Origin of the sequence: Tersicoccus solisilvae, from assembly GCF_014643255.1 — a bacterium.
Classification (GTDB): Bacteria; Actinomycetota; Actinomycetes; order Actinomycetales; family Micrococcaceae; genus Tersicoccus; species Tersicoccus solisilvae.
The window spans coordinates 1-22,145 of record NZ_BMJI01000002.1; the positions used below are offsets into that span (position 1 = coordinate 1).

General features: G+C 73.5%; 23 protein-coding genes. 9 read left to right on the top strand and 14 right to left on the bottom strand.

Going from position 1 to position 22,145, the window contains the following annotated elements; genetic code table 11:
* Nucleotides 1-233 precede the first annotated feature (233 nt).
* Together IEX22_RS15990 and IEX22_RS02935 are read left to right on the top strand one after the other, a co-directional pair.
* The gene (locus IEX22_RS15990; RefSeq protein ID WP_268236853.1) at nucleotides 234-833 is read left to right on the top strand and encodes an HNH endonuclease signature motif containing protein; all 600 of its coding nucleotides are present in this window, start codon (nucleotides 234-236) and stop codon (nucleotides 831-833) included.
* 102 nt (nucleotides 834-935) lie between these two features.
* On the top strand, nucleotides 936-1,157 hold the full coding sequence (locus IEX22_RS02935; protein ID WP_188666619.1) for a hypothetical protein: 222 nt from the start codon (nucleotides 936-938) through the stop codon (nucleotides 1,155-1,157).
* A gap of 14 nt (nucleotides 1,158-1,171) precedes the next feature.
* Here the strand turns inward: IEX22_RS02935 and IEX22_RS02940 are convergent, their stop codons facing one another.
* Both IEX22_RS02940 and IEX22_RS02945 read right to left on the bottom strand, forming a co-directional pair.
* On the bottom strand, nucleotides 1,172-2,035 hold the full coding sequence (locus tag IEX22_RS02940; RefSeq protein WP_188666133.1) for an aldo/keto reductase family oxidoreductase: 864 nt from the start codon (nucleotides 2,033-2,035) through the stop codon (nucleotides 1,172-1,174).
* Between the two features lie 5 nt (nucleotides 2,036-2,040).
* Complete coding sequence (locus IEX22_RS02945; protein WP_188666135.1) at nucleotides 2,041-3,117, bottom strand: uroporphyrinogen decarboxylase/cobalamine-independent methonine synthase family protein; 1,077 nt, start codon at nucleotides 3,115-3,117, stop codon at nucleotides 2,041-2,043.
* A gap of 88 nt (nucleotides 3,118-3,205) precedes the next feature.
* On the opposite strand from IEX22_RS02945, the gene IEX22_RS02950 reads away from it, so the two are divergent.
* A complete protein-coding gene (locus IEX22_RS02950) occupies nucleotides 3,206-3,595 on the top strand; it encodes a DUF1304 domain-containing protein (protein WP_188666138.1) in 390 nt (129 codons plus the stop codon).
* Nucleotides 3,596-3,637: 42 nt separating this feature from the next.
* Here IEX22_RS02950 and IEX22_RS02955 read toward each other — a convergent pair whose 3' ends face one another.
* The 6 genes from IEX22_RS02955 to IEX22_RS02980 form a co-directional block, all read right to left on the bottom strand.
* Nucleotides 3,638-4,126 (bottom strand): SRPBCC family protein, encoded by a 489-nt coding sequence (locus IEX22_RS02955; protein ID WP_188666140.1) that lies wholly within the window; start codon nucleotides 4,124-4,126, stop codon nucleotides 3,638-3,640.
* On the bottom strand, nucleotides 4,123-4,530 hold the full coding sequence (locus tag IEX22_RS02960) for an ArsR/SmtB family transcription factor (RefSeq protein WP_188666141.1): 408 nt from the start codon (nucleotides 4,528-4,530) through the stop codon (nucleotides 4,123-4,125). The genes IEX22_RS02955 and IEX22_RS02960 overlap by 4 nt, the downstream gene beginning before the upstream one ends.
* A 46-nt stretch (nucleotides 4,531-4,576) precedes the next feature.
* Nucleotides 4,577-6,217, bottom strand: a complete 1,641-nt coding sequence (locus tag IEX22_RS02965) for a hypothetical protein (RefSeq protein ID WP_188666143.1) — start codon at nucleotides 6,215-6,217, stop codon at nucleotides 4,577-4,579.
* Nucleotides 6,214-8,562, bottom strand: a complete 2,349-nt coding sequence (locus IEX22_RS02970; protein ID WP_229659732.1) for a transglycosylase domain-containing protein — start codon at nucleotides 8,560-8,562, stop codon at nucleotides 6,214-6,216. The genes IEX22_RS02965 and IEX22_RS02970 overlap by 4 nt, the downstream gene beginning before the upstream one ends.
* Nucleotides 8,563-8,686: 124 nt before the next feature.
* Nucleotides 8,687-8,890 (bottom strand): cold-shock protein, encoded by a 204-nt coding sequence (locus IEX22_RS02975; RefSeq protein WP_188666146.1) that lies wholly within the window; start codon nucleotides 8,888-8,890, stop codon nucleotides 8,687-8,689.
* A gap of 83 nt (nucleotides 8,891-8,973) precedes the next feature.
* Complete coding sequence (locus IEX22_RS02980; protein ID WP_229659756.1) at nucleotides 8,974-10,086, bottom strand: fatty acid desaturase family protein; 1,113 nt, start codon at nucleotides 10,084-10,086, stop codon at nucleotides 8,974-8,976.
* 234 nt (nucleotides 10,087-10,320) lie between these two features.
* On the opposite strand from IEX22_RS02980, the gene IEX22_RS02985 reads away from it, so the two are divergent.
* The 4 genes from IEX22_RS02985 to IEX22_RS03000 are packed head-to-tail and all read left to right on the top strand — an operon-like array spanning nucleotide 10,321 to nucleotide 13,951.
* The gene (locus tag IEX22_RS02985; RefSeq protein WP_188666150.1) at nucleotides 10,321-10,722 is read left to right on the top strand and encodes a ChaB family protein; all 402 of its coding nucleotides are present in this window, start codon (nucleotides 10,321-10,323) and stop codon (nucleotides 10,720-10,722) included.
* Nucleotides 10,723-10,755: 33 nt separating this feature from the next.
* Nucleotides 10,756-11,925 (top strand): M20 family metallopeptidase, encoded by a 1,170-nt coding sequence (locus IEX22_RS02990; RefSeq protein WP_188666152.1) that lies wholly within the window; start codon nucleotides 10,756-10,758, stop codon nucleotides 11,923-11,925.
* Complete coding sequence (gene moeB, locus IEX22_RS02995) at nucleotides 11,922-13,151, top strand: molybdopterin-synthase adenylyltransferase MoeB (RefSeq protein ID WP_188666154.1); 1,230 nt, start codon at nucleotides 11,922-11,924, stop codon at nucleotides 13,149-13,151. Before IEX22_RS02990 ends, moeB begins: the two co-directional genes overlap by 4 nt.
* Nucleotides 13,136-13,951: an SDR family NAD(P)-dependent oxidoreductase gene (locus IEX22_RS03000; protein ID WP_188666156.1), complete on the top strand. Its 816-nt coding sequence runs from the start codon at nucleotides 13,136-13,138 to the stop codon at nucleotides 13,949-13,951. Before moeB ends, IEX22_RS03000 begins: the two co-directional genes overlap by 16 nt.
* Nucleotides 13,952-13,984: 33 nt before the next feature.
* On the opposite strand, the gene nagA is transcribed toward IEX22_RS03000, so the two are convergent.
* The 6 genes from nagA to IEX22_RS03030 are packed head-to-tail and all read right to left on the bottom strand — an operon-like array spanning nucleotide 13,985 to nucleotide 20,083.
* The gene (nagA, locus tag IEX22_RS03005) at nucleotides 13,985-15,139 is read right to left on the bottom strand and encodes an N-acetylglucosamine-6-phosphate deacetylase (protein WP_188666158.1); all 1,155 of its coding nucleotides are present in this window, start codon (nucleotides 15,137-15,139) and stop codon (nucleotides 13,985-13,987) included.
* Nucleotides 15,136-15,918 carry a glucosamine-6-phosphate deaminase gene (gene nagB, locus IEX22_RS03010; protein ID WP_188666160.1) on the bottom strand — a complete coding sequence of 261 codons (783 nt, stop codon included), beginning with the start codon at nucleotides 15,916-15,918 and terminating at the stop codon, nucleotides 15,136-15,138. The genes nagA and nagB overlap by 4 nt, the downstream gene beginning before the upstream one ends.
* Nucleotides 15,919-15,945: 27 nt before the next feature.
* Nucleotides 15,946-16,650 (bottom strand): N-acetylmannosamine-6-phosphate 2-epimerase, encoded by a 705-nt coding sequence (locus tag IEX22_RS03015; protein ID WP_188666162.1) that lies wholly within the window; start codon nucleotides 16,648-16,650, stop codon nucleotides 15,946-15,948.
* 7 nt (nucleotides 16,651-16,657) lie between these two features.
* Nucleotides 16,658-17,611, bottom strand: coding sequence for an ROK family protein (locus IEX22_RS03020; protein WP_188666164.1), 954 nt, complete (start codon nucleotides 17,609-17,611; stop codon nucleotides 16,658-16,660).
* On the bottom strand, nucleotides 17,608-18,537 hold the full coding sequence (locus tag IEX22_RS03025) for a dihydrodipicolinate synthase family protein (protein ID WP_188666166.1): 930 nt from the start codon (nucleotides 18,535-18,537) through the stop codon (nucleotides 17,608-17,610). The genes IEX22_RS03020 and IEX22_RS03025 overlap by 4 nt, the downstream gene beginning before the upstream one ends.
* A gap of 58 nt (nucleotides 18,538-18,595) precedes the next feature.
* On the bottom strand, nucleotides 18,596-20,083 hold the full coding sequence (locus IEX22_RS03030) for an MFS transporter (protein ID WP_188666169.1): 1,488 nt from the start codon (nucleotides 20,081-20,083) through the stop codon (nucleotides 18,596-18,598).
* 198 nt (nucleotides 20,084-20,281) lie between these two features.
* Between IEX22_RS03030 and IEX22_RS03035 the strand changes: the two genes are divergently transcribed.
* Together IEX22_RS03035 and IEX22_RS03040 are read left to right on the top strand one after the other, a co-directional pair.
* Complete coding sequence (locus IEX22_RS03035; protein WP_188666171.1) at nucleotides 20,282-21,010, top strand: FadR/GntR family transcriptional regulator; 729 nt, start codon at nucleotides 20,282-20,284, stop codon at nucleotides 21,008-21,010.
* A gap of 84 nt (nucleotides 21,011-21,094) precedes the next feature.
* A complete protein-coding gene (locus tag IEX22_RS03040; RefSeq protein WP_188666173.1) occupies nucleotides 21,095-22,144 on the top strand; it encodes an NADP-dependent oxidoreductase in 1,050 nt (349 codons plus the stop codon).
* Nucleotide 22,145: the final 1 nt, after the last annotated feature.

Consider the following 22,145-nt stretch of genomic DNA (forward strand, 5'->3'; position numbering starts at 1 on the left):
CGGCAGCGACCCTGCTCGGTGGCGATGAGCCGGGCTGGCTCGGGGAGTTCGGTCCGATTCCGGCGGTCGACGCGCGTGAGCTGGCGTCGCGGGCGAGGTCGTTCCTGCTCGCCGTGGTTGCCGACCCCGGCGACCCGCCGCCCGACGGCACCGACCCGCCGCCCGGCGGCACGGATCGACCGCCCGGCGGTATGGCTCGCCCGCCTGAGGGCACCGATCGACCGCCCGGCGGTATGGCTCGCCCGCCTGAGGGCACCGATCGACCGCCCGGCGGCACGGCTCGCCCGCCGGATCGCGGGGCGTGGTCGCCGGGGTCGGGGGACCGCCTGCTCGGGGTCGCGACCGGGGAACGTGGGCCGGGTGAGGAGCCGGCGTGGGTGGTGCCGGTGGCGTTGACGACGGGGTTGTCGTACCGGTTGCCGGCGGCGTTGCGTCGGGCGTTGGTGGTGCGGGACGGGACCTGCCGGTTCCCGGGGTGCCGCCGGTCGGCGGTGGCGTGCGACGTGGACCATGTGAGCGCGTGGGCCGAGGGTGGCACCACCGTGCCGGGCAACCTGGCGCACCTGTGCCGGAAGCACCACGTGCTCAAGCACCATTCGGGGTGGTCGGTCACGACGGTGATCGACGAGGAGGCGGCGGACCGGGCGACACCGGACGGGCCGGCCGACGGGGGCATGCCGGACGGGCCGGCCGACGGGGGCGTACCGGACGGGCCGGCCGACCGGGGCATGCCGGACGGAATCGGTGGCGAGGGAGGGATCGGCAGCCAGCTGCGGTGGACCTCGCCCGCGGGCCGGGTCTACCTCACCGACCCCGAGCCCCCACCCTTCTGAGCTGGTCGAGCCCTTCTGAGCCGGTCGAGCCCCGGCGGCCCGCGTGGCCAAGGGCCGGTCGGCCGTGACGGACCTCCCCGACATGACGGCGGATGACCCGGCGTGACCTCGCGGGTCGCCGACCCGAGACGTGAGCCGGTCGGGGCCTCCAGCGTTCCCGGAGAGCCGTGTTCTCGGGGAGCCGCACAGCACCCTCATCGCCAGCGGTCAGGCGTCGTCGTCGGCACCCTGTTCGGCATCCTCGTCCCGGTGCTGCGCCGCCGCGGGATCCTGCGCCGCGAGTACGGCGACGTCGGTGTGGCGAGGAATCTGCGGGACTTCTGAGTCCCGGGACGAGGTCAACCCCCGATGCCCTCCAGCTCGACCAGGTCCTCCTCGGAGAGTCCCAGCTCGGCGGCGGCGACGTTGGCCCGCAGATGCTCGATGGACGACGTCCCCGGGATGAGCAGGATGTTCGGCGCGCGCTGCAGCAGCCACGCCAGCGCCACGGACATCGCCGGCGCCCCGAGCCGCTCCGCCACGGCGTCGAGCGTGCGGGACTGCAGCGGGGAGAACCCGCCCAGCGGGAAGAACGGCGTGTAGGCGATGCCCTCCTCGGTCAACCGGTCGATCAGGGCGTCGTCGTCCCGGTGGGCCAGGTTGTAGAAGTTCTGCACGCACACGACCGGCGCGATGGCACGGGCCTCGTCGACCTGGTCCGCGGTGACGTTGCTGACCCCGAGGTGGCGGATCAGCCCCTGCTGTCGCAGCTCCGCCAGCGTCTCGAACGGCTCGGCCAGCGAGCCCTCGCTCGGAGCGCTGACCCCGCCGACGCGCAGGTTGACGACGTCCATCGCCTCCAGCCCGAGGTGGTCGAGATTCTCGTGCACCGCCTGACGCAGCTCGTCCGGCGCCAGCGCGGAGGGCCACCCGCCCTTCTCGTCGCGGCGCGCGCCCACCTTGGTGACCAGGTGCAGGTCCTCAGGGTACGGGTGCAGCGCCTCCCGGATGAGCTCGTTCGTCACGTGAGGGCCGTAGTAGTCGCTCGTGTCGATGTGCCGGATGCCGAGCTCGACGGCGGTGCGCAGCACGTCGATCGCCGCATGCCGGTCCGCCGGGGGTCCGGACACCCCGGGGCCGGCCAGCTGCATCGCCCCGTAGCCCATCCGGGAGACGGTGAGGTCGCCGAGGGTGAACGCCCCGCCGGGCAGAGTCGCTGGCATGGCGTTCACCAGGCCGCGGTGACGTCGCGGTGGGTCGCCAGCAGGGGCGCGATGGCGTCCTCCGGGGCGCGGCCCATGCCGCACTCGGTGGCCACCCCGAACGCGGGCACGGATCGGAGCGCCGCCGCGATCCGGCGGGTGGCGCCCTCGACGCCGTCCTCCCGGTGCACGAGCCCGAGGTACAGCTCGGTGCCCGCCGGTAGCCGCAGGTCCGCCAGCGGAGCGGTGTACGCCTCGTCGTCCCGCTCGATCGGCACGGGCAGGTGCAGCCAGGTGACGGGCCGGGGCGCCCGGGCGAGGAGTTCGGTGGCGAAGCGGGCGAGGTGGGCCGTGTCGGTGGGCTCGACGAAGTGCTTCTCCCCGGCGTCCCCGTAGCAGAGGTGGTAGCCGAGCTCGACGTCCTCGGGAACCAGCGAGGCCTGCCGCACGGCCCGTTCGATCACCCCGGCCCACACCTCCCCGAACCAGGAGCGGAACGCGCCGCCGTAACGGTCCTCGTACCCGCCGCTCTCGATCAGGCCGAACTCCACGGCGGTGTCCCACTGGATCGCCAACGAATCGTGCGGGATCGCCGCGAGGATCTGCTCCAGCTCGCCGACCAGCGCCCGCTCGTACACCGGCTCGAACGCCGCGCGGTCCGCCGGCACGACGAACGCCCCGACGACGGCGGCCGGCGTCGGCAGCGAGACCTGGAAGCGCGTCCCGGCGGGGATCACGCCGTCGTCCCGCAGGCGCCGGAACACGCCCCACGAGTCGAGCGCGGCCTCGGCGTAGCCGAGCGGGGGCAGGAGCAGCGTGGCGGGGTCGACGCCGTCGGCGATGCGCAGCGGCCGGACGTCCAGGTGCTTGACGCGCACCGGTTCGTCGCCGACCCGTTCCAGACCCTCGGCGCTTCCCAGCCGATCGGGCTGGAAGGCGATCCAGTGGAACCGGTCGCCCACCTCGCCGTCGGGGATCCGCCGCAGCCGGTCGCCGAGATACTCGGCGGCCGCCCGGAAGGTGGACTCCGCGTCCGGCAGGGTGATGCTGCCGACCAGGTGGGCGCCCCGGGGCTGGGGAACCGGCGGCTGGGAATCGGTCATGCGTCAGTCTTCCCACCGCCGTGCCGCGCGATCAAGGGGAACCGGGCAGAATGACGTCGGACGACGGTCCACGGATCCGGAGGTCGGCATGCTCGTCATCGGTCTGGTGCTCGCGGTGCTCGCGGCGCTGCTCCACGTCTACATCTTCGTGCTCGAGTCGCTGGCCTGGACGGGGGAGCGGGCGCGGGCGACGTTCGGCATCGCCTCGGCCGAGGAGGCGGCCACGACGCGGCAGCTCGCCTTCAACCAGGGGTTCTACAACCTGTTCCTGGCCGTGGTGACGCTGCTCGGGGTGCTCGTCATCGCGCTCGGGTCGACGCCCGTGGGCACCACGCTGGTGCTCACGGGCGTCGGGTCGATGACGGCGGCCGCCCTCGTGCTGTTGCTGTCCTCGCCGCAGCACCGCGCGGCCGCGCTGAAGCAGGGGACGGTGCCGTTGCTCGCGGCGATCGCCGTCGTGGTCGGTCTGGCCGTCTGAACCGGGCAGATCAGAACCGCGGAGATCAGAACCGGACAGATCTCAGGCGGCGACCAGCAGGCCGTCCATCTGGCCGACGGCCTCCCGCAGACCCTCATCCATGCCCATCGCGATCAGCTGGTCCATCTGGGCGCGGTCCTCGAAGCGGGTGGTCAGCGTCATCCGGGTGCCGCCGCCGCGCTCGACGAGTTCCATCCGGGTGTCGCTGAGCGGCATGTCGTCGTTCGGGCGGCCGTTCTCGTCGGCGAACCCGTCGGTGAAGGCCAGGCTGGACGGCGCCCGCACCGCCCCCACCCGCCAGTAGCCGTGGTAGGTCGCCCCGTCCGGGCCGGTCATGTAGTAGGTGACCGTCCCGCCCTCCGTGAGGTCGTGCTGCTCGAACGTCGCCGGGTACGTCGGCGGCCCCCACCACCGCTCGAGCTGCCGTGGGTCTGCCCACAGCTGCCACACCCGGTCGACGGGCGAGTCGAAGTCGGCGATCAGGGTCAGGGTGAGGTGCTCGAGGTCCTTGTCGATGCTGGTGACGCTCATCGTTCCTGTCCTTCCGGTGTGCTGGGTGGTGGAGAAGCACTGCTGGCGGGGCCGTCGGGGCGGAGTTCGTCGTCGGGATCGGCGAGCAGATCGGCCATCCGGTCGATCCGGCCCCGCCAGGTGGCGGCGAGGTCGTCGAGGGCGTGGTGGGCTCGGGCCACGGCATCGGGATCCGATCGCACGAGCTGCTCCCGTCCCCGGCGCTCCTTGGCCACCAGGCCGGCCCGTTCCAGCACGGCGACGTGCTTCTGCACCGCGGCGAAGCTCATCGGGTACAGCCGCGCCAGCTGCGACACGGACAGCTCGCCTCGGCGGGAACGCCGGACGATGTCGCGACGCGTCGCGTCGGCCAGTGCGTGGAACAGTCGGTCCACGTCCTCGTCGGACCCCGTTGCTACAACCATTTGGTTGTAGATTAGGTCTCGCTCAGGACGGCGTCAAGCGGTCGACTCAGCGGGCGCCGACGGGCCGGGGGTCGGCCGGGGGCGTCGGCGCGGACGGGATCGCCGGCGGATCCTGGTCGAGGATGTCGGGCCGGTCGGCGGGGCAGCCCTCGCGAGCCAGCGGGACGTTCATCACGGTGGCGATCACGAGGGACGTGTCGTCCGGTCGGAACACCGCACCGTCCGCCTTCTTCGTCGGGGACGGCTTGGGCGCCGGCGAGGCCTTCTTCGACGGAGACGGAGACGGCGAGGGCGACGGCGACGGCTTCTTCGACGGCGACGGCGACGGCTTCGGTTGGGGCGCCTCGCATCGCTTCACCTCGGCCGCGTAGTCGGACGCGGCCTTCGCCTTGCGCGCGAGGAAGTCGGCCCGCGCGGCCACCGCGCCCTCGTAGGCGGCGAGGTCGGTGCGGTACCGCGCCCACTGCCCGTCGATCGCGGCCCAGGCGGCGTTGACCGAGTCCACCGCGTTCCGGTACGCGAGGTAGCCGGGAACCGCCTTCTCGTAGGCGGCGTAGTCCGTCCAGTACCGGGTGACCTCGGTCTGCCACGCACGGGAGGCGGCCTGCAGCCGGGCGCGGCCGGCGTTCTCCGCGCGGGTGCGGGCGGCCGCGAGGCCGGCGGCGTCCGCGGCCGGGGCCTTCATGCCGGTGAACGCCCAACCGCAACCCGGGCCGGTGGTGTCCGCGGCCGGGACTCGCACCTCCGCCGAGGTCGGCGGTGACGCGGAGGGCGCCTGGGGCGGGGCCGGCTCGGCCACCGGCGCGGGCATCGGGGGCCACACGGGGTAGTCGCGCGGGCCCGAGGGCGCCGCCGAACGGTCGATGAGGTTCGGCGCCGGCAGGGAGCGGCTCGTCCCGGTGCCCGGGCTCGGCGTGGCCACGGCGGGGATCCGCACGGTGCTGGCGACGGTGTACGGCAAATAGCCCGGTCGATAGGGCGACCGTGCGGCGTCCGCCGTCGTGGCGTCCTGGTCGGCGCAGACCGGCCCGAGACGCGGGCCGAGGACCCCGTCGAGGTCGCGGGCGTATCGCGGCAGGTCCTGGGTGGGGGTGCCGGCGAGGAACACCAGCACGTCCCCGCGACGCCACGAGAGGACGGCGCTGTCCACCCCGGAGCGGGAGGCCGTGGCCAGGCGGGGGCTCTCGCCGGGTCCGGTGTCCCCGAGTTCCTGCACGGCCGCGCCGCCGGCGCAGCTGCCGGCGGCGGCCGCCAGCGTGTCCTGGACCTTCGCGCCCTGTCCCGCGGTGAACGCCTGCGCCGTCACGCTCACGGGGGCGCCGTCGACGGTGTAGGCGGCGCTGAGCGAGACCGCCGGCGAGGTGCCCTCCGCGGGGCACGAGTAGGGTGCGGGAGCGCCGGCGCCGTGGCCGAGCTCACCGCTGCGGGCCCAGCCCCCGGACGGGGCGGAGAGCGTGGCCGTGAGTACCTGGTCGGCCGGGGTGTCCGTCCAGGTGGCCGTGCGCGCCGTCGGGGCGGGCGTCGTCGCGGCGACCGCCGGCGGTGCCGACGGCGGGGAGACGAGGAGGCCGGCCAGGGCCACCAGGGCGGAGCCGATCAGGCCGATGGCCACCAGGACGGCGGTGGCCACCAGCACGGTGCGGCGCGGGTCGTCCCTGACCCGCTGGGAGATCAGCATGCGGCTCACCGGTCCCGCTCCGGTGGCCGGAGGCTGGTGTCGCTGCCCGCCGAGAGGGTCAGCCGGATCTGCTGGCGATGGCCGGTGACGGCGCCCGCGGCGGGCGTCTGCGCCGTGACGATGCCGGGCCCGATCGGCGGCCGCGCCGGGGCGGTCTGCTTCTCGATCACCGGGTCCAGGTCGTTCGCCAGCAGCTGGCTCATGGCGGCCTCGACGGACAGTCCCCGCACGTCGGGCACGTACCGTGTGGTCGACGAGGAGGTGGCGGCGTCGTCCGCCCGCGGCATGGGCACCGGCTTGACGCCCTTGAGCAGGCCGGTCATCGTCTCCTTCCACACCGGGGCGGCGACCTCGGCGCCGGTGAGGTCGGTGAACTGGCGGCCATAGGCGGTCAGCTCGGTGAGCGGGTGCGCCGCCCCGCCGCGCGGGTCCCCGAGCCACACCGCCGTCGAGGCCTGAGGCGTCACTCCGACGATCCAGTTGGCCTGGTAGTCGTTCGTCGTGCCGGTCTTGGCGCCGGACTCCCGGCCGTCCAGCGCGCCATACGGCCCGATCGTCCCGCCCGGGCTGAAGGTCTGCTTGAGGGCGTCCCCGACCGTGTTCGCGACGGCGGGGGCGATGGCCTGGTGGCAGTCGGCGTCGGGCACCGGCAGCGTCGCACCGGTGTCCGAGCGGGTCGCGGCGACGATCGTGTGCGGGCGGCACTCGGTTCCCCCGGCCACGAAGGTCGCGTACGCGTTGGCCATCTGCACCGGGGAGACCTCGTATGCGCCCAGCGTCAGATAGGCCTCGTTGCCCGTCATCGCCCGCGGCCCGGTCCGGGGCAGGGAGGTGATGCCGAGCCGAGCCGCCATGTCGGCGACGGGCAGCACCCCGGTCTTCTCGATCAGCTGGATGAAGTAGGTGTTCGACGAGACCTTGATCGCGCCACGCGCGTCGACCCAGCCGAAGTCCTGCAGCCCGTAGTTGGAGTAGCCGCCCTCCGGCGCGGCGAGGGCCGCCGGCGTGTAGAACGGCATGGCGTGCAGCCGGGTGGTGGCCGGGATGCCCTGCTCGAGTGCGGTCGCCAGCGTGATCGGCTTCATCGTCGAGCCGGGCTGGAAGGTGCTGGTGGCGTAGGTGATCTCCGTCCGGCCCGGCCCGGAGCCCCAGCCGCGGTTCTGGGCGACGGCGGTGACCTTGCCGGTGCCGGGGGTGACGACGGCGAGGCCGAGGGCACCGCGGTTGGTGTCCTCCAGGGCGCGGTGCACCGCGGTGTTCGCCGACGTCATCGCCTTGCGGTCCAGGGCGGTGGTCAGGGTCATGCCGCCGCGGGAGAGCCGGTCCTCCCGTTCCTCGGCGGTCGCCCCGAAGGCCGGGTCGGTGAGGATCTCCTGCCGCACCAGCGAGCAGTACCACGGGTAGGTCGAGGTGCCGCACCCGTTGGGCAGCGACCCGCGGGCGACGGCGAGGGGAGCCGCGACGGCCGTCGCGAGCCGACCGGCGTCCAGCGCGCCGACCGCGTGCATCCGCCCGAGCACGACGTCGCGCCGGGCCCGGGCACTGTCGGGATGGGTGAACGGGTCGTACACCGTCGGCCCGCGCAGCAGCCCCACCAGGGTGGCCGCCTGCGGCACGGTCAGATTCTTCGCGCTCGTGCTGAAGTAGGTGCGGGCCGCCGCCTCGACCCCGTAGGCGCCGTTGCCGAAGTAGACGGTGTTCGCGTACCGGGTGAGGATCTCGTCCTTGGAGAGCTCCTTCTCCAGCGTGACCGCGTACTTGATCTCGCGGATCTTGTCGTTCGGCGTGGTGCCGTGGGCGACCCGCTGTTCGGTCTCGTCCCGCGCCGAGTTGATCAGCATGTTCTGCACGAGCTGCTGCGTGATGGTGGAGGCGCCCTGCCGGCCGCCGGACCCGGTGTTGTGCAGGGCGGCGCGCACGATGCCCAGGGGGTCGGCGCCGTGGTGCTCGTAGAAGCGGGCGTCCTCGGTGGCGATCAGCGCGTCGACGAAGTTCGCGGAGATGTCCTCGCGCTTCACGTCGACCCGGTTCTCGCTGTAGAAGCGAGCGAACTCCTTGCCGTCCGCATCGAGCAGGACGGTGTGCTGGGGCAGGGACTTCTCCAGCGGCAGCTGCGAGGGCAACGATTTCCAGTAGGCGGCGATGTCGTCGCCCGTCACCGCGGCCGCGACCCCGAGGGGGGCGGTCAGGGCGCCGACCCCGAGACCGACGGCGAGCACCGCGCCGAGCCAGGCGCCCACACGCGTCCGCCGTCGCTCGGCCGGAGCCTCGACCAGGGTCGCCTCGACGGCGTTGAGGTCCAGGCCCGCGCGATCGGTGTCGCGCCCGGGGGCGCGGAAGAACTTCTGCTTCATGGGACTCCTGCATCTTGCCATGCGGGAGGGGGCCGGTCGATACGGTGACGCGGCGCGGCCCAGGGCGAACGCGAACGAGCCGCCCCCGGGAATCCCGGGGGCGGCTCGCGAGTGCGGTGAGAGCTCAGAGAGCGCGGATGTTCTCGGCCTGGAGGCCCTTCGCGCCGCGCGTCGTCTCGAACTCGACCTTCTGGTTCTCCTCGAGGTTGCGGTAGCCGTCGCCCGCGATCGCGCTGAAGTGCGCGAAGACGTCGGCGGAGCCGTCGTCCGGAGCGATGAAGCCGAAGCCCTTTTCGGAGTTGAACCACTTGACGGTGCCAGTTGCCATGATGCTGTTTTCCTTTTTCCTTTGTTGCTGGCCACCACGAGGGCGACCTGACCTCGCCGGAGGCGAGGACATCGGGGGTGTGCTCAGGCTCGCCGCAGTTGGGCGATGACCGGGCACTCGAACGGGTCCCGGGCCGCCAGGCCCACCCGGTTCAGGTGGGCGATGACGATCCCGTAGGACCGGAACAGGGAGGTCTCCGTGTAGGGGACCTGGGCGGTGGTGCAGTAGGCGCGAACGATGCGCCGAGCCGCGGCCAGGTGGGGGCGCGGCATGTTCGGGAACAGGTGGTGCTCGACCTGGTAGTTCAGGCCGCCCATCAGCGCCGACGCCCACCAGCCGCCGGAGATGTTGCGGGACGTGCGCACCTGCTTGCTGAAGAAGTCCAGCTTGAGGTCGCGGGGCACGACGGGCATGCCCTTGTGGTTCGGGGCGAACGAGGCCCCCATGTAGACGCCGAACACGGCCAGCTGCACGCCGAGGAAGGCGAACGCCATGCCCAGCGGCAGGAGGGCGAAGAGCACCCCGAGATAGAGGGCGAAGCGGGCGATGATGGACCCGATCTCGATCCACCGGCCCTTGACGGCGTCCCGGGAGGCGAGCGCGGCGAACGAGCGGTAGTGCAGGTTCAGTCCCTCGAGCGTGAGCAGCGGGAAGAACAGGTACCCCTGCACCCGGGTCAACCGGCCCATCAATCCCCGGCGCTTGGCCGCGTCCTGCGGCAGGAAGGAGATCGTGTCCACCTCGATGTCGGGGTCCTTGCCGACGCGGTTCGGATTCGCGTGGTGCCGGGTGTGCTTGGTCATCCACCAGGCGTAGCTCATGCCGACGCCGACGGTCGCGAGCACCCGGCCGAGCCGGTCGTTCGCGGGACCGGAGCCGAGCACCTGCCGGTGAGAGGCTTCATGAGCGACGAAGGCGATCTGCGTGAAGATCAGGCCCAGCGCCGCCGCGATCAGCAGCTGGAACCAGCTCTCCCCCAGCAGGACGAAACCTGCGACCGCGCCGGCCAGGGCCACGCCGAGGACGACGGCGACGATGAGGTAGAAACCGCGGGTGCGTTCCAGGAGACCGCCCGACCGGACGGCAGCAGCCACCGCCGTGTAGTGCTGGGGGAGGGGTGCGGGACGTGTCGCGGTGCCGGCCGCTCGGGACGCGGCACCCGTCCGCCCGAGGGCGGGAAGCGTTGCTGAGGAGATGGAGTTCCGCTCGTCGGCAGCCGTGGTCTCGCGCGATGCGCGCCACCGGACTGCGCCGGGGCGACGGGAAGAACGCCCGTCACTGACCACGACGCTACCCGGTCGGGGCGCGAAAAGACAGCGCACGAGGCGAGGAACACATCGGCGGGCTTGCCCGGCACCGGACGCGCCGAGAAGATGAGGGCGTCGGCACGCCGTCGACGATCCACCCTCGACCAGCGCCAGGAGGCCGTCGTGCCCGCACGGGAAGAGATGCCCTCGACCATCGCCCGATCGCCGAAGCACGCGCAGGAGGTATGGTCCGCTGCCCACGACTCCGCGGTCGACAGCTACGGCGAGGGGGAGCGCGCGCATCGAACCGCCTTCGCGGCGCTCAAGCACCAGTACGAGAAGGTCGGGGATCACTGGGAGAAGAAGGCCGAGTCCGGTCCGTCGGATGAAAAGGCCGCGGGCACCGTCGGGTCGCCGGGAACGACGGCCGGCGGCGTCGACGCCAACGCGACCAAGGACCACCTGATGGACGTGGCGAAGCGCCTGGACGTCGCCGGTCGATCGTCGATGACGAAGGACGAACTCGTCGAGGCGATCGGCAAGGCCAACGACCGTGCGACGGCGAAGGCGCGGGAGAAGAGCTGACCGAGGGCCGGCGCGGTGTGACAGCATGACCGGATGAGCGGCCTGATCGCCGCGGCTCGGGCCGCGGAGGAAGAGATCCTCATCGACGTCGTGGACCTGGTGGGCGTCGAGAGTCACAGCTACGACCGGGCCGCGCTCGACGCATGCCGCCGGCACGTGCAGACCCTCGCGGTGCGACTGCTGGGACCGCCGGACCGCGAGGACATCCTCGACGGCGGGGAACGCGGCGACACCCTGCTGCTGACCTGGCGCGGGACGGGCGCGGGGCGCGTGCTCGTCGTCGGGCACTACGACACGGTGTGGCCGACCGGCACCCTCGCGGAGTGGCCGGTGCGGGCCGACGTGCGGGACGGCACCGAGGTGCTCACCGGTCCGGGGATCTTCGACATGAAGACCGGCCTGGTGCAGAGCCTGTGGGCGTTGACGTTGCTGCGCGAGAACCAGGACGGCGGCCGGCTGCCCACGGTCACCTTCCTGTTCAACGGCGACGAGGAGGTCGGCTCGCTCAGCTCCCGGCCCGCCATCGAGGACGCGGCCCGTGAGGTCGACGCCGCGCTCGTCTTCGAGCCGACGCTCGGCGGGGCGGTCAAGACCGGGCGGAAGGGCATCGGCCTGTTCGAGTTCCACGTCACCGGCGTGGAGGCGCACGCGGGGCTGGATCCGACCGCCGGGGCCAGCGCCATCCACGCCCTCGCGGAGGCGATCACCGCGGCCACGACGATCGCCGACCTCGCCGCCGGCACCTCCGTCAACGTCGGGCTGATCAGCGGCGGCACCGGCACCAACGTCGCCGCCGGGCGTGCGTGGGCGCGGATCGACATCCGGGTCAGCGACGAGGCCGAGAAGGCCCGCGTGGACGCCGCGTTCGACGCCATCACGCCGTCCGACCCGCGGGTGACCCTGCGCGTGGACCACCGCTGGAACCGGCCGGTGATGGCGCTGGACGACACGATGCGACCCCTGCTCGACGTCGTCGTCGCCGCCGGTGCCGACCTCGGGCTCGACCTGGACCACGTCAGCGTCGGCGGCGGTTCGGACGCCAACTTCATCGCCGGCATCGGGGTGCCCGTGATCTGCGGGCTCGGCGCCGTCGGCGCGGGCCCGCACTCCCGGGACGAGTACATCGTGCCCGGTCACATCCCCGTCTACACCGCGCTCGGCGCCCGGGTGCTGCAGCGCCTGGCCGACGGGCTGCCCCGGTGACGACCCCAACGCCGCTGCCCCCGCTGGTCGAGGCCGGGGAGCCGCTGACCGTCGAGGAGCGCGAGCGCTACGCCCGGCAGCTGATCCTGCCCGGCATCGGCGTCGAGGGGCAGCGGCGGCTGAAGAACGCCCGGGTGCTCGTCGTCGGCGCCGGTGGTCTCGGTTCCCCCGTGCTGCTGTACCTGGCCGCCGCCGGGGTCGGCACGATCGGGGTCGTGGACGACGACGTGGTCGACACGTCGAATCTGCAGCGGCAGGTGATCCACCGGGTGCCCGACGTGGGTCGGGCCAAGGTCGACTCGGCGGTCGACGCGATCACCGCGCTGAACCCGCTGGTCACCGTCGTGGCGCACCGCCGCCGGCTCACCGCCGACACCGCGGCCGCCCTGCTCGCCGGGTACGACCTGGTGGTCGACGGGGCGGACAACTTCGCCACCCGCTACCTGGTCAGCGACGCCGCTGAACTGGCGGGGCTGCCGGTCGTGTGGGGATCCCTGCTCCGGTTCGACGGGCAGGTCGCCGTGTTCTGGGGCCGGCACGGGCCGACCTACCGTGACCTGTTCCCGGTGCCGCCCGCGCCGGGCTCGGTGCCGGACTGCGCGACGGCCGGGGTGTTCGGCGCGCTGTGCGCGGCCATCGGGTCGATGATGGCGACCGAGGCGATCAAGCTCGTCACCGGGGCCGGCACCACGCTGCTCGGCCGGGTGCTGGTCCTGGACGCACTGGGTTCGGTCTGGCGGGAACTGCCGCTGGCGGCCGACCCGGGCCGGGCACCGGTCACCACGCTGACGGCCGGGTCAGCCGAGTCCGGCGACGGGCCGGCGGCGCCCGTCATCACCGCCACCGACCTCGCCGCGCTGCTGGCCGACCGGGCGGCCGGCCGCGCCGACGTCGACCTGATCGACGTCCGGGAGGCACACGAGGCCGCCGTCGTCGCCATCGACGGGGCGCGGCTGGTGCCGATGGAGGAGCTGCTCTCGGACCGGGTGCGCGTGGATCCGGGGCGGCCAGTGGTGCTGCACTGCCAGGGCGGGACCCGGTCCGCCGTGGTCGCCCGTCACCTCATCGCGGCCGGCCACCGGAACGTGCGCCACCTCGAGGGCGGCATCCTCGCCTGGGTCCGGGACGGTGCTGCGGACGGGAACACCGCGGCACCGTCGGTGGTTGCCCGAGGGAGCGCGAAGGCAGCACCCGACCAGCAGGAGGCACCGTGCACATCGATCTGACCGGGCGGACCGCCCTCGTCACCGGCTCCACCCAGGGCATCGGCTACGCCATCGCCCGCGGGCTCGCCGCCGCCGGCGCGACCGTCGCGATCAACGGCCGCAGCGAGGGCTCCGTCGACCGGGCCGTCGCCGCCCTCACCACCGATCTCGCCGCGGAGCTGGGACCGGACCGGGCGCCGGACCTGATCGGTGTCGCCGCCGACCTCGCGGACGAGCACGAGGCCGCGGGCCTGGTGGACACGCTGCCCGCCGTGGACATCCTGATCAACAATCTCGGCATCTTCGAGGCCGTGCCGGCCCTGCAGATCTCCGACGAGCAGTGGCGCCGCTACTTCGACGTCAACGTGCTCAGCGCGGTCCGGCTGATCCGCGCCTATCTGCCCGGCATGACCGAGCGGGGCTGGGGACGGGTGCAGAACGTCGCGAGCGACTCCGCCGTCGTCATTCCCGCCGAGATGATCCACTACGGCACGACCAAGACGGCGCTGCTCGCGGTCTCGCGGGGCTTCGCCAAGGAGGCCGCGGGCACCGGGGTCACCGTCAACTCCGTGATCGCCGGACCGACCCACACCGGCGGGGTGGAGGACTTCGTGCGCTCCCTCGTCGGCGACGAGGCGCCGTGGGACGAGGCGCAGCGCACCTTCATGCGCGAGCACCGGCCGCAGTCCCTGCTGCAGCGGCTGATCGAGCCCGAGGAGATCGCCAACCTCGTCGTCTACCTCGCCTCCCCGTTCGCCTCCGCGACGACGGGCGGCGCGGTGCGGGTCGACGGCGGGTACGTGGACGCGATCCTGCCCTGACGCGATCCTGCCCCCGCGGTCGGGTGACCGGGCTCAGACCCAGGCGCCCGCGCGCATCACCCGCGTGACGGTGAGGGCCGCGTCCAGCACGACGGCGTCGGCGCGGGCACCGGGCGCGAGCCGGCCGATGTCGGTGCGGCCGAGCACGTCCGCCGGCGTCGTCGAGGCAGCGCGGATCGCCGTGTCCACGGCCAGACCCGCCTCCCGGACCGCGAACGCCACCGCCCGGTCCAGGGTGAGGGTGCTGCCGGCGATCGTGTCCGTGCCCGCGACGCGGGCGACCCCGCCGGCCACCTCGACCTGGAGCGGGCCCAGCCGGTAGGCGCCGTCCGGGGCGCCAGCCGCCGCCATCGCGTCGGTGACCAGCGCGAAGCCACCGGCCGCCGAGGCCGCCGCGTGGCGCACCATCGCCGGGTGCACGTGCACCCCGTCGGCGATCAGCTCGACCACCACCTCGGGCGCCTCCAGCAGTGCGAGGATCACCCCCGGCTCCCGGTGGTGCAGCGGGCGCTCGGCGTTGAACAGATGGGTGCCGACCCGGGCGCCGGCGGCGACCGCGGCGCGGCCCTGATCCAGGGTGGCGTCCGTGTGCCCGACGGCGGCCAGCACGCCCGCAGCGGACAGGGCGGCGACGGCGTCGAGCGCCCCGTCCAGCTCCGGCGCGATCGTGGCCATCCGCACCGTCCCCGGCGCGGCGGCGAGCAGGCGCCGCACGTCGTCCGCCGTCGGGGCGATCAGCCGGGCCGGATCGTGGGCGCCGCGGTGAGCGGGGGAGAGCCATGGGCCCTCCAGGTGCACGCCGAGCAGGTCCCCGGTCTCGACCAGCGGGGCGAGGGCACGCACCTGGGCCTCGAGCCGGTCCACGGTGTCCGCGACGAGGCTGGCCACCATCGACGTGGTGCCGCACCGGCGGTGCGCGGCGATCGCCGTGCGGGCGGCGTCGGGCCCGTCGGTGTAGGCGGCCCCGCCGCCCCCGTGCTGGTGCAGGTCGACGAAGCCGGGGGCCAGGGTCGCGTCGCCGAGGTCGACGGCGTCCGCACCGGTCGCCGCGCGTGGTGCCGTGCCCTCGCCGACCCCGGCGATCAGCCCCTCCTCCACCCGCACCCACCCGGGCGCGAGGACGCCCGCGTCGGTGACGACGCGGGCGGCGGCGAGGACGACGGAATCGCCCGGGGGTGGCGTCGTCACTGCTGCCAGGCGGGACGACCGGCGCGGGTCTGCCGGTAGTACTCGGCCAGTTGCAGGCGCGAGGCGGAGGCGGCGTCGAGGACGACGGTCACGGCGGGGTGCATCTGCAGGATGGTAGCGGGCCACATGGCGGAGATCGAACCCTCGACCAGCTGGTGCACCGCCTCGGCCTTCGCCTGGCCCACCGCGACCAGCACGATCCGGCGGGCCTCCATGATGGTGGCGATGCCCTGGGTGAGGCAGTGCGCCGGCACGGCGTCGGCGTCGCCGTCGAAGAAGCGGGCGTTGTCCTGCCGGGTCTGCCGGGTCAGGGTCTTGATCCTGGTGCGCGAGCCCAGGGACGACCCGGGTTCGTTGAAGCCGATGTGCCCGTCCACACCGATGCCGAGGATCTGCAGGTCGACGCCGCCGGCGTCGCGGATGGCGTCCTCGTAGGCGGCGCACGCGGCGGGGATGTCCGCGGCCAGCCCGTCCGGGCCCTGCACGAGCGCCGGGTCCAGATCGGTGCGGGAGACGAGGTCGCGCTCGATGACGGTGCGGTACCGCTCGGGGTGGTCGGCCGGCAGGCCGACGTACTCGTCGAGCATGAAGCCGCGGACCCGGGCCAGGCTGAGCGTCCCGGCGGCGACCCGCTCGGCCAGCTCGGCGTAGATGCTCAGCGGGCTGGAGCCCGTGGCGAGCCCGAGGACGGCGTCGGGCCGCCGCTCCACGAGCCGGCCGATCGCGTCGGCCGCGATGCGCCCGGGATTCTCGTTCTCGGTGGTGATGATGACGTCCATGGCCTGCCTCGGGGTCGGTGGTGGGGGTCAGAGCGCGGCGGCGAACCAGCCGGTGATCGTCGTCGGGTGCGTGATGGCGGTGCCGACGACGACGGTGTCGGCCCCGGCCTCGCGCGCGGCGGCCGCCTGGGCCGGGGTGTGGATCCGGCCCTCCGCGACCAGGGGCACACCGGGCAGGCGGGCGGCGATGAGCGCGATCAGCTCGAGGTCCGGTCCGTCGGTGCCCGGCCGGTCGCCGGTGTAGCCGGCCAGCGTGGTGCCGATCAGGTCCGCCCCGGCGTCGGCGGCGGCGAGGGCGTCGTCGAGGCTGCCGCAGTCCGCCATCACGAGCACCGGCGGGGCATCGTCGCCGGTGGACTCGCCGTGCAGGGCGGCGACGGTGCGGGCCAGGGTCAGCCCGTCCGGCCGGGGGCGGCGGGTGCCGTCGACGGCGACGATGCCGGCGCCGGCGTCGCGCACGGCGCGGGCATGCCGCAGCGTGGGCGTGATGAAGACGCCCTCGGTGCCGACCTTCCACAACCCGATCAGCGGGGTGTCCGGCAGCCGCTCCGCGATCAGGGCGAGGTCGGCCAGGCCCTGGGCCCGGATGCCGGCGGCCCCGCCGGCGATCGCCGCCTTCGCGATCTGGGCCATGGTCTCCGGGTGGCGCATCGGCTCCCCGGGGTACGCCTGGCAGGAGACGATGAGACGCCCCCGGAGGGCGTCGACGACGGTGGGGGTGGCGGTGCTCATGATCTCCTCAGTCAACGGTTCGGGTGGACAGCAGGCTCGCGGCGCCGACCAGGGCGGCGCTCGCGCCGAGCGCGGCGGGCAGGATCGGGCAGCCGGTGGCTGCCGGGAGGGTCTCGGCGGCGGCGGCGCCGCGCAGGCGCTCCCACCAGCGTGCGCCCGCCTCGCTCAGCCCGCCGGTGACGATGACGACGTCGGGGTCCAGGGTGTTGATCCAGCCGCCGATGGCGCCGCCGAGGGCGACGGCGGACCGGTCCAGGCACGCCGCGGCCCACCGGTCGCCGGTGGCGGCCAGGCGGGCGACGTCGGCCCCGGACGCCGCCTCCGCGGGACCGTGTCCGGTGTCGCCGTCGCGGTAGCGCTCGAGCAGACCGGTGCCGGAGGCGACGGCCTCCAGGTGCCCGGTCCGGCCGCAGGAGCACGGCAGGCCGGCGGCCTCGGGGGAGGGGACGTGGCCGAGGTGGCCGGCGACGCCGTGGGCCCCGGTGACCACGCGGCCCTCCAGCACCAGGGCGCCGCCCAGGCCGGTGCCGGCGGCGACCAGCAGCACCGAGGAACGCCCGGCACCGGCGCCGTGGTGCGCCTCCCCGAGGGCGTGGGCGTGCACGTCGTTGACCACGCGGACCGGCAGGCCGGTGGCGGTCGCGAGCCGCTCCGCCACCGGCGTGCCGGCCCAGCCGCGCAGGTGATCGGTCGCCGCCGTCACGGCGCCGGTGGCCGGGTCGATCACGCCGGCCGCGCCGACGCCGAGGCCGACGGCGGGCGTGCCGTCGGCCTCGGCGCGGGCCGCGAGGGGCCGCACGAGATCGATCATCGCGGTGAGGATCGCCTCGGCACCGGCGGCGGCCGGCGTCGGGACCGTGGCCGCGTGCCGGACGATGCCGGTCGCGCCGGGCCCCACCAGACCGGCGGAGATCTTCGTCCCGCCCAGGTCCAGCCCGATCACCGCGCCGGATCGCGTCATGCCTGCGGGCCCACCTCGTCGAGGATCGCCCGCACCCGGGCCACGTCGGCGTCGCTGAACGCGTCCCACGGCTCGGGCATCTGGTGCGTCTCGATCACGCCGAGCAGCTTCAGGGCGGTCTTGAACGCCCCGACCCCGGCACCCCAGCCGCCGGTGTCGCGCGCGGCCAGGCAGATCTCCATCAGCCGGGCCAGCCGATCCTGCTCGGTGCGCGCCGTCTCCCAGTCGCCGGCCGTCGCCGCCCGGTGCAGCCGCACGTAGCCGGCCGGGTCGACGTTGCCCAGGCCCGGCACCACGCCGTCCGCGCCCGAGAGGTACGCGCCGTCGACCACGAACTCGTGCCCGGTGAACACGGCCAGCGGGGAGCCGGCGTCCCGGTTCATCAGCGTCAGGCGGCGGAAGCCGATGTCGTCGCCGGAGGAGTCCTTCACGCCGGCGATCGCGCCCGACGCCCCGAGCTCCACCATCATCGCCGGGTCCAGCCTGGTGTGCACGCAGACGGGGATGTCGTAGGCGAAGACCGGCACCTCGCTGCGCGCGCCGAGGATCTCGAAGTGGCGTTTCACCTGGGCCGGGGTGACCACGGCGTAGAACGGGGCGGTCGCCACGACGGCGTCCGCGCCCGCCGCCACGGCCGCGGACACGTGCTCGAGCACCCGCGGGGTCTGCGTGTCGATCACCCCGGCGATCACCGGTACCCGGCCGTCGACGACGCGCACCGCCTCGGCGAGGATCTGCGCGCGCATCGTGTCGGTGCAGAACGCCACCTCGCTGGTGGAACCGAGGGGGAAGACCCCGTCGACGCCGGCCGCGAGCATCCGCTCGATCAGCCGCTCGAACGAGGGCACGTCCAGGGTGCGGTCCTCGGTCAGCGGGGTGACGAGCGGCGGGACGACGCCGGAGAGACGGAAGGGGGAGTCGGTCACAGGGCATGCTCCTTGCGGGGGGATCGGGTGGTGGGTGCGGTGGTCACGACGCTACGCGTCACGACCGGGTGAGGGTGGCGCCGTCCGTGGTCACCACGACCTTGGGAACGACGTCCTGGCTGTCCGAGGGCCAGACGTGCTCGGGACGGAGCGCCCGCTGCGCCCGCAGCGGGGCGTTGATCGCGAGCAGGATGATGACGACGGCGGTCAGCCCGAAGGACAGGACGGCCAGGGCCGTGCCCAACGGCATGGTGCTGGCCAGCCCGGCGCCGAGCACCGGGGCGACCGCGCCGCCCAGGGCGCCGACGTTGTAGGTGAAGCCGAGCCCGGCGGCACGCTTGTCCACGGAGAAGTACCCGCCGATCCACTTCGGCAGCAGGCCGGCGATGCCCTGGCCGAACACCTGCTGGGCGAACAGCAGCGCCCCGAGCAGCCAGAGCTGGCCGCCACCGATGAGGAAGACCGGGAAGACGAGGACCTGCGAGACGATCAGGCTGACCCAGTAGGCGCGCCGGGTGCCGAACCGGTCCCCGGTGAAGCCGGCGACGATGCAGCCGACGGCCGCGCCGAACCCGGCGAAGAACAGCATGTCCGCCACGTGACCCGCGTCGAGCCCGAGATCGGTCTTCAGGTAGGTGGGCAGCAGCGCCTGGATGGGCCAGGAGTAGAGGAACGCGGCGAAGACGACGACCATCAGCGTCACGCCGGTCGGCCAGCGCGGTCCCTCGAACTGGACCATGAACCAGACGAACACGGCGGCGCACGCCAGGGCGCCGATGACGACGACGAGGGCGGGCGTGCCGGTGACGGAGAAGATCAGCAGCAGCGCGGCGAACGCGACGACGGTGAGCGCGATGTTCAGTGCCGCCCTCGGGCCCCGGTACAGGGTGCTGAACATGTTGGGGGTGCGGGCGCCGGACGCTTCGACGCGCCGCTGGGCCGCGGTCCAGTCCTCGGACTCGGGCAGGGACCGGCGCAGCCACAGGGCCACGGCGATGGGGATCAGGCCGACCGCGAAGAGGGACCGCCACCCGAACTCCGGCACGATCAGCCGGTAGACCTGCGCCGAGAGGACGGTGCCGACGGAGAAGCCGCTGATCAGGAAGCCGGACGCCTTGTTGCGCAGGTGCTCCGGCCAGGACTCGATCACGTACGTCGAACTCGAGCTGTACTCGCCGGCCATGCCGAGGCCGATCAGCAGCCGGGCGCCGAAGAGCACCCAGTACGCCGGGGCGATCGCGCACAGGACGGAGCCGATCGAGAACAGCACGATGCTGAACACCATGGCGTTCTTGCGGCCGAAGCGGTCGGCGAACGCGCCGAGCGCGAGCCCGCCGAACCAGCGCGAGATGAACGCGGCGGACACCAGGGTGGCGCCCTGGACGGTGGAGAGCTGGAACTCCTTGATCACCTCGGTCAGCACGAGGGTGATGATGACGAAGTCGAACCCGTCGAGCAGGTAGCCCAGCCAGGCGGCGACGAACGCCTTCCACTGCCGGGGGGAGATGGCGCGGTACCAGGCTCCCGAGGTCGCCGTTGAACTCATGAGGTCTCCCTGTGAGATGGATAGATATAGGACGTCAGACATCCGATGTCCGGTACACTAGCGGAAGCAACCGACCGAGGCAATGCCGGTCCCGGCGCCGTGGCGCCGCGAGCGGCACCCGGGAACCGTCCGCGCACGTCGCTAGGGTGAAAGGCCGTGATGGCTGAACAGAGTGAGCTCGAGAAGAGGGGGCCGCGGATGCCGGCACAGTGGCCGACGGCCGACGACGGCGCCGGGCGTGCCCCGCTGACCGTGGTGGACCGGATCAAGCAGTACATCCTCGTCAACCGGCTCTCGCCCGGCGACCCGATGCCCACCGAGCACGAGCTCAGCGACCAGCTCGCCGTCAGCCGGTCCCGCATCCGGGAGGCGATGAAGACCCTCTCCGCACTGGACATCGTCGAGGTCCGGCACGGATACGGCACCTTCGTCGGCACCCTGTCCCTGACCGGCCTGGCCGAGTCGCTCGCCTTCCGCGGCATGCTCACCTCCCACCGGGACAAGCACTTCCTCGCCGACCTCATCGATCTGCGCGAGCTGCTCGAGATCGACTGGGCCCCCCTCATCGTCGAGCGGCTCGACGCCGGCACCATCGCCGCGATGCGCGCGCTCGCCACCACCATGGTGGACCTCGCCGCGCAGGGCCGCGAGTTCCCGGTGGAGGATCGTCAGTTCCATCAGCTGCTCGTCTCCACCAGTGGCAACGCCCTGGTCGGACAGCTGCTCGACGTGTTCTGGCAGGTGCACTCGCTGGTCAGCGAGACCCTCGGCCCCGCCAGCCTGCTGCCGGAGACCGCGCAGGCGCACCATGCGATCCTCGACGCGATCGAGACGGGATCGGCGGCGGCCCTCGAGGCGGCCATCCGCGAGCACTACCAGCCGATCCGGGAACGGATGCTCCGGTCCACAGCCGGCACCGCCGACTGATCCCGCAGCAGCCGACCCGGTGGGATCGGACCCGTGTGACCGGCGGCACGGAACACCGGGCCACGCGGCCGTGTTGCCGCCGACATGACCGCCTCCACCCCGACCGGCCCCGCCGTGCCCGTCGCCCCGTCCGTCAGCACCCAGATCCACCTCGCGTCCCGCCCCACCGGCTGGCCGACGCCCGAGAACTTCCGCACCGTCCGGGTCGACCTGCCGGACCTGACGCCGGGGCAGGTGCGGGTGGCGAACACCTTCGTCTCCGTGGACCCCTACATGCGCGGCCGGATGAACGACGTCAAGAGCTACGTCCCGCCCTTCGCCGTCGGTGAGGCCATGACCGGCGGCGCCGTCGGCGAGGTCGTCGCCTCGACCGCCGAGTCACTCCCGGTCGGCACCACCGTGCTGCACCAGCAGGGCTGGCGCGACGTCGCACAGGGCGACGCCGCCGGCTTCACCGCCGTCACGCCCGTGCCCGGGGTGGCGGACTCCGCGTTCCTCGGCGTCCTCGGGATGACCGGACTGACCGCCTGGGTCGGCCTGACCACCATCGCGTCCCTCCGGCCCGGGGACACCGTCTTCGTCTCCGGCGCGGCCGGCGCCGTCGGCTCCGCCGTCGGACAGATCGCCCGTCTGCTCGGCGCGAAGCGCGTCATCGGCTCCGCCGGGTCCGCGGAGAAGGTTCGGCTGCTCACCGAACGGTACGGCTTCGACGCCGCCTTCAACTACCAGGACGCCCCCGTGCGCGAGCAGCTGCCCACCCACGCCCCGGACGGCATCGACGTCTACTTCGACAACGTCGGCGGTGACCACCTCGAGGCAGCCCTGGACGTCCTGAACCGCGACGGCCGGGTGGCCCTGTGCGGGGCGATCTCGCAGTACAACACCACCGAGAAGACGCCCGGCCCGGACAACATGGCCAACCTGGTCAAGCAGGGCCTCACCCTGCGCGGCTTCACGGTCGGCTTCCACCTGGACCAGGCCGGAGAGTACCGCGAGAAGATGGGTCCCTGGCTGCGCGACGGTGACGTGGTGACGGACGAGACCGTGATCGACGGCATCGATCGCGCCGTCGACGGCTTCCTGGCCATGATGCGCGGGGAGAACGTCGGCAAGATGGTCATCCGCACCCGTTAGC

What these genes read in the sequence shown, in the direction of transcription:
- nagB (WP_188666160.1), bottom strand. Translation starts at nt 15,918, where the DNA reads ATGGACGTCATCATCACCACCGAGAACGAGAATCCCGGGCGCATCGCG.
- IEX22_RS02955 (WP_188666140.1), bottom strand. Translation starts at nt 4,126, where the DNA reads ATGAGCGTCACCAGCATCGACAAGGACCTCGAGCACCTCACCCTGACC.
- IEX22_RS15990 (WP_268236853.1), top strand. Translation starts at nt 234, where the DNA reads ATGGCTCGCCCGCCTGAGGGCACCGATCGACCGCCCGGCGGCACGGCT.
- IEX22_RS03040 (WP_188666173.1), top strand. Translation starts at nt 21,095, where the DNA reads ATGACCGCCTCCACCCCGACCGGCCCCGCCGTGCCCGTCGCCCCGTCC.
- IEX22_RS02950 (WP_188666138.1), top strand. Translation starts at nt 3,206, where the DNA reads ATGCTCGTCATCGGTCTGGTGCTCGCGGTGCTCGCGGCGCTGCTCCAC.
- IEX22_RS02960 (WP_188666141.1), bottom strand. Translation starts at nt 4,530, where the DNA reads ATGGTTGTAGCAACGGGGTCCGACGAGGACGTGGACCGACTGTTCCAC.
- IEX22_RS03030 (WP_188666169.1), bottom strand. Translation starts at nt 20,083, where the DNA reads ATGAGTTCAACGGCGACCTCGGGAGCCTGGTACCGCGCCATCTCCCCC.
- IEX22_RS02975 (WP_188666146.1), bottom strand. Translation starts at nt 8,890, where the DNA reads ATGGCAACTGGCACCGTCAAGTGGTTCAACTCCGAAAAGGGCTTCGGC.
- IEX22_RS02990 (WP_188666152.1), top strand. Translation starts at nt 10,756, where the DNA reads ATGAGCGGCCTGATCGCCGCGGCTCGGGCCGCGGAGGAAGAGATCCTC.
- IEX22_RS02970 (WP_229659732.1), bottom strand. Translation starts at nt 8,562, where the DNA reads ATGAAGCAGAAGTTCTTCCGCGCCCCCGGGCGCGACACCGATCGCGCG.
- IEX22_RS03020 (WP_188666164.1), bottom strand. Translation starts at nt 17,611, where the DNA reads ATGACGCGATCCGGCGCGGTGATCGGGCTGGACCTGGGCGGGACGAAG.
- IEX22_RS02940 (WP_188666133.1), bottom strand. Translation starts at nt 2,035, where the DNA reads ATGCCAGCGACTCTGCCCGGCGGGGCGTTCACCCTCGGCGACCTCACC.
- IEX22_RS03035 (WP_188666171.1), top strand. Translation starts at nt 20,282, where the DNA reads ATGCCGGCACAGTGGCCGACGGCCGACGACGGCGCCGGGCGTGCCCCG.
- IEX22_RS02945 (WP_188666135.1), bottom strand. Translation starts at nt 3,117, where the DNA reads ATGACCGATTCCCAGCCGCCGGTTCCCCAGCCCCGGGGCGCCCACCTG.
- IEX22_RS03015 (WP_188666162.1), bottom strand. Translation starts at nt 16,650, where the DNA reads ATGAGCACCGCCACCCCCACCGTCGTCGACGCCCTCCGGGGGCGTCTC.